Consider the following 11,517-nt stretch of genomic DNA (forward strand, 5'->3'; position numbering starts at 1 on the left):
TTTTTCACTGAACTATAACAAAAATCATTAAAACATTTACTTATACAATTTTTTATTTAATACCATTCTTCACACTTCATGCTGAGAAAAGAGAACTTAATCTTACCCAAAACTTGATTTTAACTCTCCCTTTCTTTGCTGCAAATATGTTTGTTCCTCCTCCAGGAAATGAAATTAATGGAAGGTATATTTGGTCAAAATATCAAGAATCAAATTCAAGAGACTATATTTCACGACATCCAATTCAAGTAGCAAAAAATCTTCCTTGGATTTATGGAAATTTTGAATCGCCTATTTATATTTCAGATAAAACAGGAAATAATCTACTTTTTAATTATTCAACGTTTTGCATTGGATGGACTTTAGGTGCAATTTATTGCTCATCACCTTTTACTGAAATAAATATGCCGAAAGGAGAAATAACTCAAATCTCCTATAAAATAACTTCAATATCTGGTATTTTCATTAAATTGAAAATACTATTTTATGGAATCAATTATCCGATTTGATCAATACGGACGTCGTATAACAGCACCTTAACGCTTCGCTTCGGGACTTCGCCCTCGCTCGGTCTGCGACACATAGGCTTTCTGTCACTCGTTTGCCTACGCAAACTACGAGCCAGTCCCTAACGTCCCGTTGGGACTCAGGGTCAGCCTACGTCGTTAAGGCTAGTTCGTTAATTGCAATTAGTTGATCTACAGAAGAAAACGCGCAAATTTTTTTATGTGGGTCTTGTCGATTAACGCTTTGGAAGAGAACAATTTAAGCTATGCTCTACATGAAAGTTCTGTTTGTAATTTAAGTTTTAAGATTTAAGAAAAATTTGCGCTCGATTGTAGGACCCTTTCGATTAAACTTTTATTCTATACTAACTAACTGCAATTAACATCGCCTTAACGCTCGCTCAGGCACTTTTCCACTTCGCCTCAGATTCCTGATGAAATCTGATTCTCGTGGGGCCTTCGCTCGGCCTAAAGGCACATTCCGTGTCGCGCTAACGCCTCGAAGAGGCTCAGCTACACGGAACGTCGTTAAGGCTGATTCGTTATACGAAATTGCCTAAAATGAAATTAAAATGAAGAACGGCGAATTAATAAAATTAACTCTAGAAACATTAAAAAAAAGATTAAATAAAAATAGTGAGTTGGTGTGCCAAAATGCAAACGGATCTTTTTCAACAGGTAAATGTGTATTTAATCAACCAATTCAATACGAAGAAATCATAAGATTTCAAACTAAACTTAAATATGAACTTCCAATAGATTATATAAATTTTTTAATGATAAACAACGGCTGTACTTTATTTGAAGATTCAAACTTTGGAGGTGAAATCCTTTTTTACAGATTAGAAGAAATTGAATCTAACACATATGAAGACAATGCAGAAGGATTTCTGAAAATTGGAACGATCTATCAAGAAAATATAATAATTAATCTCAAATTATATAAGAAAGGTGAACCAAATTATTTAATGGTAAAGGATCAACATGATCATTTTCTTGAAGCAATAAAATTAGAATCTAATTTCGAAATATGGTTTGATAGATTCATAATTTGCCAAGGCGAAAAATTTTGGAATTGGAAATATCAAACAGCAGAAAATTATTATAAAGAATAAATGAAATATCTCAACTTAATCAAATAATTAGGCAACTTCGTATAACAGCACCTTAACGCTTCGCTTCGGCACTTACGGCCTCGCTCGGTCTGCGACACATAGGCTTTCTGGCATTCGCCTTGCTTGCGCAAGCTACATGCCAGCCCCTAACGTCCCGTTACGGGACTCAGGGTCAGCCTACGTCGTTAAGGCTAGTTCGTTATATGCAATCGGTCAAAAAAATTATGAATGATCTACAACTAGTAGAAAGGAAAAAGCTAATAAATAGTCAAATACACGATCTTACACTTAAAAATTTAAAATATGGAAACGAAATTATATCTGAATATAATACAAATCTATTCGATTTAGAAAAAAGTCTTAAGTATCGTCTAAATTCCATAATTTTTCATGCAAAAGAAATAGAATTTCAAATAAACAATGTAAATAAATATCTAGATGATCAAATCAATTTTCATCTAAGAAGTGAGGACATTATAAAATATAATAATGAAACTTCAAACTTTACAGAAATATTATTATATTTGTTCGATGATCAAATATTTTCATCTGCGTCTTTCTTTGATTATTTAGCAAAACTATTTACAGTCATTTTTTCAAAAGAATTCAGTAGATATGATTGGAAAAAATTTATTAAAGAAATAAATAACAATACAATCTCTTGCGAAGAGAAAATATTGAAACTACTTAATGAAGAAAACGGAAAATTCATTAAACCTCTAAGTCAACATAGATCACAGATTATTCACAATTTAATGGATATGAGCAATCCTAGAGAAACAGTTAATTGGAATCAAAATAGCGGTCTGACTAAGAATCTAAACCCCTCTGTTCCTAAATTTTTTGAAGAGGAATTTATTGATTTTAAAATTCTGAACGAAAATAATCAACTTTCTCTAATCGATGCATCTAATTGGCTTTTGCATAACACCTTAGATAGCGTAGAAAGAATATTAATTACAATATCTGAATAAAATATACCAATAGACCGACTGCATATAACAGCGACTTTCCGCTACGCTTCGGCACAAGGCCTCGCTCGGCCTGCGGCAAATTGTCCTCCTGGCATTCGCCTTGCATACGCAAGCTACATGCCAGTCCCTAACGTCCCTTCGGGACTCAGGGTCGGACAACTTCGGAAAGTCTAGTTCGTTATGCGAAACTTGCAAAAAAAATGAATTCAGAATTTTTATATGAACTAGTGAACAATCCGAAGGAAAGTCTTTCCTTAGAACTTAAAAATTGGATAGATCCTGAAGAACTTTCAGGAATAGAAAAATTAGTAAAAGCAATTTTAGCCTTTTATAATCATAATGGAGGATATTTACTCATTGGTTTTGTAAATTCAACTGGTAAGCCTGACCTAGAAAATGCCCCAAATAATGTTAATGATAAATTTCACATAGATAAAATTCAAAATTTAGTATCAAAATATTCTTCCGAATCCTTCGAAATCAAAGTACATTTTCCGGTAATTCAAGATAAAACGTTCGTTGTAATAGAAATCCCTGCAGGTGTGAGAAATCCAGTAGCGACCAAATCTCAGCTAGAATTTAACGGAAAAACTATTATTCAAATCAATAAAGTATATATAAGATCACTTAATTCAAACAATACTCCAAGCACAACAGAGGCAACATGGAAAGATTGGTCATCAATAGTTGAAAAATGTTTTGAAAATCGTGAGGCTGACATAGGTCGATTTATCCGAAGACATCTAACATCAATAGAAAATAACAATCTAAAAGAATTTTTTAATACTCTCTCAAATCAAAAAATACCTCAAAAACAAAATTCTATGGACTACTTAAAAGAATTTATCTCTCAATCACGAAAACAATATTCCGAGGAAATGTTAAAAAGAAATAAAACTCTCTACCCGCATGGAACATATGAAATTGCAGCAAAGATAAATGGAATAGAAAAAGATTATTCGATGAACCAAGATTTTCTAAATCTGATCTTCTCATCAAATAATCATTATACAGGATGGCCAATGTGGATTGATAGCCGTTCATTTGTAGAGGAATCAAACCCTTATGTAAAAAATGGATTCTGGGAAGCGCTAATTTTACCGCGCGAGGCTCCTAAATTGCATGGACATCTAGATTATTGGCGTTTCTCTCCAAAAGGAGAATTTTATTTGAGACGAGGTATAGAGGATGATTTCAGAGATAACACAATAAACAAGACTCTGGATATTAGTATTGTAATTTTTAGAATTGCAGAATCCTTGTTAGTGCTACTAGATTTCGCACAAGCATTTGAGGCAATAAATTCAGAAAACATAAATATACTATTTCATTGGACAAGTTTAGATGACAGATATCTAACTTCTTGGGCAAGAAGTTCTATAATGTTTACCCGAAAGTCTATTTCAAAACAAGATGAAATTGAAATTAATGTACAATTACCAATTGAAACGGCACGCTCGGCTATTGGAAATTATGTTTACAGAGTTGCTAGCTCATTATTCGAAATTTTCCAAGGTGCATCAGTAAGTCGTGATTTGGTAGAAGATGTAGTCAAAGAGTTATTGGGCAGAAGGAATCTTCCGTAATTGCAAGCTTCGCATAACAGCAACTAACCGCTTCGCTTCGGGACTTACGCCCTCGCTCGGTCTGCGACACATAGGCTTCTGGCACTCCCCTTGCTTACGCAAGTGTCGTGACCAGTCCCTAACGTCCCGTTTGGGACTCAGGGCCAGCCTACGTCGGTTAGTCTAGTTCGTTAATTGCAATTAGTTGATCTACAGAAGATAACGCGCAAATTTTTTTATGAGGGTTTTGTCGATTAAAGCTTTGGAAGAGAACAATTAAAGCTTTGCTCTCCATTAAAGTGCAGTTAAAAACTTTTGCTTTTTAAGATTTAAGAGAAAATTTGCGCTCGATTGTAGGACCCTTTCGACTAAACTTTTATACTATATTAACTAACTGCAATTAACATCGCCTTAACGCTCCCTCAGGCGCTTTTCCACTTCGCCTCAGATTCCTGATGAAATCTGATTCTCGTGGGGCCCTCGCTCGGCCTAAAGGCACATTCCGTGTTACGCTAACGCCTCATAGAGGCTCAGCTACACGGAACGTCGTTAAGGCTGATTCGTTATACGACATGTTTGCAAAACTTTGAATAAATGATAAAAAAGATTTTGACATAATACGATACTAGATCGTATTATGAATCGTATGAAAGTTACCGCAATTTTACCTGATGATTTAATTACAGAAGTCCAGAAGTATACTGAAGGCAAAAATATTACCGATTCGCTACAAAAGGCACTATCCGAATGGGTTAAGCTTGCAAAGATAAAAAAGTTGAATGAAAAATTAAGAAAAAAACCTCTTGAATTCTCTTCAAATTTCTCTGCTGAAAAAGTTAGGAAAATTAATAGATTACAATGATTTTAGTAGATACTTCTGTTTGGATTGAATTTTTCAGAGGAAAAGAGCCTTACTTTTCTAAATTAACAGGACTTATTGAAGCTTCAGAAGTCATTGCTCATGAAGTTGTTTTTGGAGAAATTTTACAAGGTTGCAAAAATAAAACTGAGCTTGAGTTCGTTCTAGATTATTGGGAAAATTTAAATAATGTTTTCTCTAATGGTGCCTTTATTAAAGCTGGAAGTCTTTCTTTTGAAAAAAAACATTTTGAATTTGGTATCGGAATTATAGATTCGATCTTAATTTACGAAACAAAAATGAGAAATTTAAAGCTTTGGACTCTTGATAAAAAAATATTAAAGCTTCTTGAATTTCAATATATATACCAATAACAGCAAACACGTCGCATAACAGCGACTTACCGCTTCGCTTCGGCACAAAGCCTCGCTCGGGCTACGCCAAATCCTCCTCCTGGCATTCGCCTTGCCTTCGCAAGCTACATGCCAGTCCCTAACGTCCCGTTGGGACTCAGGGTCGGAGGACTTCGGTAAGTCTAGTTCGTTAATTGCAATGTCCAAAAAGTGATTTAGAAGTATCTGTTCAAATTTTCGCTGTTTGTGAAATTACATGTTCTTTGTCATGCTCTGAGAAAGCCGAGTTTGATTTTGAATGGTTATTTGAAGAGATTTTATTAAAGTCTTTATTTTGTTTTCGTCTTTCTCATTATTCTAATACTTTGTTTATTTTACTCACAGTTCTGTTTTAATATGCTCTGTTTGGGATATTTCAGCGAAAATTAATCAAAGAGAAAGAGTCGACTTTATTTACCTCTTACCAATATTTTTGGCCTTGATTCTTTCTTAACTTTATCTTTTCTATAACTTGGACACTGCAATTAACATACGCTAACCGCTACGCTTCGGGACTTGCGCCCTCGCTTGGCCTTCGGCACATAGGCTTTCTGTCACTCGTTTGCATACGCAAACTACGTGCCAGTCCCTAACGCCTCTGCGAGGCTCAGGGTCAGCCTACGTCTGTTAGCTAGTTCGTTAATTGCAATAGATTAATCTTTTTTATATATTCTAGTTTTTTAAGAATAAATTTAAAATCAAAATTATTAATCATCACTCCTTCCAAGATTCGCAATTACAAAATTTAAAATCAAAAATAATCTTATGAAAATCCATAATCTGAAAAACTTTTTTACTTTAAGTATATTAGCTTTTGTTTCGCAATCATGTGCTGGATTAGCTATAGCAAAAACAGGATCATTCCAAAAATATGAAACAAAACAATATCTTATATTATATAACAGAGATACTCGTAAATATTGCAAAAGGGAAAATGATATTTACACAAAAGATGCAGTCCTAGAGTGTTATGGTGAACCACTAGAAATTAGTAAGTATGGAGAATGCGATGTTCTAATATACAAAAATGGCATCTCTTGGGATTTCGTTACAATTACACCAATACTATTATTATTTCCTGTTTTATTTTATCCGACAGGATTTGACAAAAAATATTTTTATTTTAAAAACAACTTATTAGAATATAATATATATGACTACTCTGATGTAGAATACTTATTCGGTATTGTTATTGTAAATGACAAGAATATTTCAAACTTTGGAAAAACAAACGGATTACATAACAATGAAATAAAAAAAGCTTCCTTACCAGAAATATGTATCAATAAAATAAAGATGGACAATTCACTATAAACATAATAATTTATTTTTGTTTAAAATCTACTGCAATTAACAGCGACTTACCGCTACGCTTCGGCACAAGGCCTCGCTCGGCCTGCGGCAAATTCTCCTCCTGGCATTCGCCTTGCTTACGCAAGCTCCATGCCAGTCCCTAACGTCCCGTTGGGACTCAGGGTCGGAGAACTTCGGTAAGTCTAGTTCGTTATGCGCCATACTTTAATTTCTTTTGAGGAAAAATGAATAATAGAATTGTTTCAATAAACCCTTATCAATTAGCCGCAATTTCAGCCTTAAATGATGTCGCCAATATTCCCATCTTTGAAGAAATAAGAACACCGCCGGTTAACGTAAATTCTATCATCTATTCGACTTTATTTCAATGCGGAGCTTCACATCTAAATATACATAGTATCTTAAGAAAGCAGGATGAACCACATATCCAAAGCCCTAAAATATCACTAATCGATCATCCTGGCGAAAAAAAAAGTAATAGAATCTGGAGTTTCAGAATTATTTGAACACTATATGCCTGACGATTACCGTATAAATGAAAAGTACAAAAATGTCGCAGAAATTGAATTCTATCTAGAAACTGTATTTTTTGCTGCAAATACCAAAACTAGTACAATCAATATGTTTAAATTTCCAAACATTAAAAACTGTAAACAACTAATGCCAGCAGAACTATATTTTGCTATATCAAATTTTTTATCATTAATTGAAACTTCGCCTCAAAAACTTCCAATTCCAAAACAGGAGATTGACCTAGATCACATAAAGAAATTTGAAACTATCATTGAAAGCAATTTATTTCAATCATATTGCGAAAGTCATAACGCTTTAGAATATAACGATATAGAATTTACCATTGCAATTGATAATCTAAAAAATAAAGGTAAAAATCTATACAATAGACATATTGATAGCATTTTATTAAAAGATATGGCTATTTCAGTTCTACCAATTACAGAAAAAATAATTGGGACAATATTTGGAAAAATCCCAGGATCAATATCAAAATTCGCATCTAAAATATTAACGGATTATCTAAAAACTGAAAAGAAAATTGTTATATATCAATTAGACGGCTTATTTAAAACTATTTTAACAGATGTTGTTTTTCCATATGTAAGGGGCAGATAAAGTACGGCGCATAACAGCGACTAACCGCTTCACTTCGGGACTTACGCCCTCGTTCGGTCTGCGACACATAGGCTTTTGTCACTCCTCTTGCTTTCGCAAGCGTCGCGCCAATCCCTAACGTCCCATTCGGGACTCAGGGTCAGCCTACGTCGGTTAGCCTAGTTCGTTATGCGACAGATTTAAAAAATAAAGTACATAAAAAAATGAGAAAAGAAATATATAACTATCTTGAAAATCTTTTTCCTGGATCGAGGATAATTGAAAATTCTAATAACGAAAATTCTTCACTTGAAAAAAACAACAAGAACAGAAAATCCATAAACATCTCCCTGATGGATACGATTTATGAAGTAACAAAATTAAATACATTTAATTCTGTCGATTCTTTCCTATTCAGATTAGTAGCGAATCAATTAGAAAATTACCAGAATCTCGAATTTAATCATGAAATATCCAATTCAATTATTGAAAATATTTTTGATAATGCGATTCTAAGAAGTTTCATTTTAGAAGATTTTGATAATTTTGATCAACCTTATCTAAATAATTTAATTACCGACCTATTAAAAGGTCTACAATTCTGGAGAAACAAAACTTATGAAGGAAAAAACATTTCTTTCGGTTTCATAATTGAAAATTCATTTGAAAGAGATTTTTATAATTATGAAAATCTAAATAGAATTCAAAAACATATCGAAAAAGATTACTTTGCACCCCTTAGTGATGGTATGTGTAGTTTTATTAAAATAAATCTAAATGGAGATATAATTGGACTAAACCAATTTGATAATTTCTATGACGACTCTATGCTACCTTACAGATTTAGCTCAGTTAATAATTTAAGAAATTCTAGCGTACTAATTCAAACTAGATTAGGAGATATCCTACTTATTAAAGATGGAAATCTTAAATTTGTTAAAAAGAATAAGCAATGGATTCAGTTTGATACAAATTCTTTAATGCATAAAATTAGTGCCAATTTACAAATTTACGAAAGAAAATTAAAAGAAGCCGTTTTCCAAACATGCCTAGACATTTCATTAGCAAAAACCGGGGGAGTTTTAGCCGTAGTTGATGAGGAAGCCTTTGATGTTAAAAAGCTAATATCTTATGATCTTAATGAAAACTCAGACTTCCAAATAAAAAAAGAATTTCTATATTCCTTAACAAAGGGACAGAAATTTCAGGATTTATCAAGATCTCTTAGAAAAGAAATACTTAGTATAGATGGTAGTACAGTCATCAATAGAAAAGGTCATATTCTTTTAATTGGTACAATAATTAGAATCTCAGGCGGAAGTCTTGGTGGCGGTAGAACCGCAGCATGCGTAGAATTATCAAAGTCTGGCGCTGCAATTAAACTCTCAACCGATGGTTACATTGAAGTATACGCCGATGGGAATAGAAGACCAATTCTAAAAATTGACTAATAAATCCGTCGCATAACAGCGACTTTCCGCTTCGCTTCGGCACAGGGCCTCGCTCGGCCTGCGGCAAATCCTCCTCCTGGCATTCGCCTTGCGTTCGCAAGCTACATGCCAGTCCCTAACGTCCCGTTTCCGGGACTCAGGGTCGGAGGACTTCGGTAAGTCTAGTTCGTTATGCGACATTGAAAAAAAAATGGAATATATAGATCACTTAATTTACATTTCACTCGCATTTATTAGTTTTTTCCTCATAAATAAAATTGGGGAAAAAATGGTAACGTCTGATTATGAACAAATCAGCGTATCTCTTCCTATTGATAAAGCACCTGCATTTAATATCGTATACAGGGTAATAACTCCTGCTCTTTTACTAATCATATATGCAATTATTTTCTCAGAAATTGGATTGGATTATTTGAACCGAAATATTGCTTTCTGCAGCTATTACTACATAATTATAAGAATTCTAATAATCTTCATTTACCAAAGAGCACTCCTTATAAACTGGATAAGACAATTTATCACTTATTTTGGTATTCTATCTGTCACATTCTTCCTAGATAAAAATTACCTATCAACTGCAACGAAAATTTTGCCCGATCCATCTACCTTGATAAACGAAATTTGGATTATCATACTAATATTCGTATACAATTTATTGAACAGTATAACAAAAAACACAGAAGAACTAAAATCAAGGAAAGAAAAATATATTTTAGATACCTTCAAAAAATTTCAAAAAAAATTCCACATAAACATAAACACTTCAAAGTCTCTATTTTTAGCTCCAGAAATTTATTCAATAATGATATATGAAAACTTCAATAGACCCCTATTGTTTAGAAAGGCTGAAACGCTATTGAAAAAAATTGGATTCGCTATAAAAACTACCGGGATAATGCAAGTTGCTAGCAGATCCACACTCACAGATGTTTCAAGTATTGAAAAAAGCATTACACTCTTACGTAATCTTCTAGTAAAAACAATTCAAAAATCAAATTTCAATGATCTAGCCTTTTACCTTGAAAGTCACAAAAGTCTCATAGATGATACTTTAGCCAAATACAACAAACGTTCAGACTACATTAATGAAATAAATTTTATCCGATCAACTATTGAAGAAAATAAACTAATACCCATTTCTATTGAAAATTTTGAAACGCGATTAAACAGACTAATTATACGCTATTTGATAAGAGAAAAAAAGAAAACAAAAGATATGGACTATTACGGTAAAAAAGTAAATTTGATCAGCTTAAGAAAAAAATATTTCAAAAAAAGAAAAAAGTAATCATTTTCAACATCGCATAACAGCGACTTACCGCTTCGCTTCGGCACAAGGCCTCGCTCGGCCTCCGGCAAATTCCCTTTCTGGCATTCGCCTTGCTTACGCAAGCTACATGCCAGTCCCTAACGTCCCGTTGGGACTCAGGGTCAGGGAACTTCGGTAAGTCTAGTTCGTTATGCGAAATAGTGTAAATTTTTTATAAATTAAAAGAACAAAATATGAAACAAATACAAAAATTCATCTTGTCCATTCCCTTACTTTTATGTTCTAATTGCCTGGGACTCGCAGTCTTTACTCTAGGTAATTTTGAAGTAAAACAAGACAAAATTTGGAAATCTAATCACTATTGCTTTAAAAAAGAAAATCTTTTTAGTGAAAACGAGATTATTGATTGCTTCGGGACTCCTTCACATATTGAGTTATTTGAAAAATGTAAAGTATTATATTTTTCAAACGGACTCAAATGGACTGGTTTAGGTGTGTATGCTGTATTTGTTCCTATTGTAATGCCTATACCGATATCGAGATCATACACAAAAGCATATATTATTTCTGAAAAAGTCATCACAATAGTTTTCGATAATACGGAATTAAACTATATGTATGGTTTTATAAATACTGACAATCCTAATCATAAACCATACAATTTCGGAGAAATAAATGGTTTAGATAGAAAACAAATTAAGAAAATTCCACTAAACCAATGCCTTAACTCAAATGACAATCTTATCAATTAAAATTAATTGAATATATATCTATCGAATTAATTACACTACTTCGCATAACAGCACCTTAACGCTTCGCTTCGGCACAAGGCCTCGCTCGGTCTGCGACACATAGGCTTTCTGTCACTCGTTTGCATCCGCAAACTACGTGCCAGTCCCTACCGTCCCGTTGGGACTCAGGGTCAGCCTACGTCGTTAAGGCTAGTTCGTTATTCGCAATT

Annotated in this window: 12 protein-coding genes; all 12 read left to right on the forward strand. The window is 33.4% G+C overall.

Annotated elements, in window-relative coordinates:
- Nucleotides 1–146: 146 nt before the first annotated feature.
- A complete protein-coding gene (locus tag DI076_RS19825; protein ID WP_135358426.1) occupies nucleotides 147–509 on the forward strand; it encodes a hypothetical protein in 363 nt (120 codons plus the stop codon).
- A 569-nt stretch (nucleotides 510–1,078) separates the two neighbouring features.
- Nucleotides 1,079–1,621 carry an SMI1/KNR4 family protein gene (locus DI076_RS19830; protein WP_108961581.1) on the forward strand — a complete coding sequence of 181 codons (543 nt, stop codon included), beginning with the start codon at nucleotides 1,079–1,081 and terminating at the stop codon, nucleotides 1,619–1,621.
- Nucleotides 1,622–1,845: 224 nt separating this feature from the next.
- A complete protein-coding gene (locus DI076_RS19835; protein WP_108961582.1) occupies nucleotides 1,846–2,595 on the forward strand; it encodes a hypothetical protein in 750 nt (249 codons plus the stop codon).
- Nucleotides 2,596–2,795: 200 nt separating this feature from the next.
- Complete coding sequence (locus tag DI076_RS19840; RefSeq protein WP_108961583.1) at nucleotides 2,796–4,181, forward strand: AlbA family DNA-binding domain-containing protein; 1,386 nt, start codon at nucleotides 2,796–2,798, stop codon at nucleotides 4,179–4,181.
- A 625-nt stretch (nucleotides 4,182–4,806) separates the two neighbouring features.
- Nucleotides 4,807–5,022 (forward strand): hypothetical protein, encoded by a 216-nt coding sequence (locus DI076_RS19845; protein ID WP_108961589.1) that lies wholly within the window; start codon nucleotides 4,807–4,809, stop codon nucleotides 5,020–5,022.
- The gene (locus DI076_RS19850) at nucleotides 5,019–5,393 is read left to right on the forward strand and encodes a PIN domain-containing protein (RefSeq protein ID WP_108961584.1); all 375 of its coding nucleotides are present in this window, start codon (nucleotides 5,019–5,021) and stop codon (nucleotides 5,391–5,393) included. Before DI076_RS19845 ends, DI076_RS19850 begins: the two co-directional genes overlap by 4 nt.
- Nucleotides 5,394–6,176: 783 nt before the next feature.
- Nucleotides 6,177–6,725, forward strand: a complete 549-nt coding sequence (locus DI076_RS19855) for a hypothetical protein (protein ID WP_108961585.1) — start codon at nucleotides 6,177–6,179, stop codon at nucleotides 6,723–6,725.
- Nucleotides 6,726–6,949: 224 nt separating this feature from the next.
- Nucleotides 6,950–7,231 carry a hypothetical protein gene (locus tag DI076_RS20415; RefSeq protein WP_245918608.1) on the forward strand — a complete coding sequence of 94 codons (282 nt, stop codon included), beginning with the start codon at nucleotides 6,950–6,952 and terminating at the stop codon, nucleotides 7,229–7,231.
- A 7-nt stretch (nucleotides 7,232–7,238) separates the two neighbouring features.
- The gene (locus DI076_RS19860; protein ID WP_245918610.1) at nucleotides 7,239–7,856 is read left to right on the forward strand and encodes a hypothetical protein; all 618 of its coding nucleotides are present in this window, start codon (nucleotides 7,239–7,241) and stop codon (nucleotides 7,854–7,856) included.
- 203 nt (nucleotides 7,857–8,059) lie between these two features.
- Nucleotides 8,060–9,286, forward strand: a complete 1,227-nt coding sequence (locus DI076_RS19865) for a hypothetical protein (protein ID WP_135358427.1) — start codon at nucleotides 8,060–8,062, stop codon at nucleotides 9,284–9,286.
- A gap of 190 nt (nucleotides 9,287–9,476) precedes the next feature.
- Nucleotides 9,477–10,574: a hypothetical protein gene (locus tag DI076_RS19870; protein WP_108961587.1), complete on the forward strand. Its 1,098-nt coding sequence runs from the start codon at nucleotides 9,477–9,479 to the stop codon at nucleotides 10,572–10,574.
- Between the two features lie 215 nt (nucleotides 10,575–10,789).
- On the forward strand, nucleotides 10,790–11,308 hold the full coding sequence (locus DI076_RS19875; protein ID WP_108961588.1) for a hypothetical protein: 519 nt from the start codon (nucleotides 10,790–10,792) through the stop codon (nucleotides 11,306–11,308).
- Nucleotides 11,309–11,517: the final 209 nt, after the last annotated feature.

Source organism: Leptospira ellinghausenii (assembly GCF_003114815.1).
Classification (GTDB): Bacteria; Spirochaetota; Leptospiria; order Leptospirales; family Leptospiraceae; genus Leptospira_A; species Leptospira_A ellinghausenii.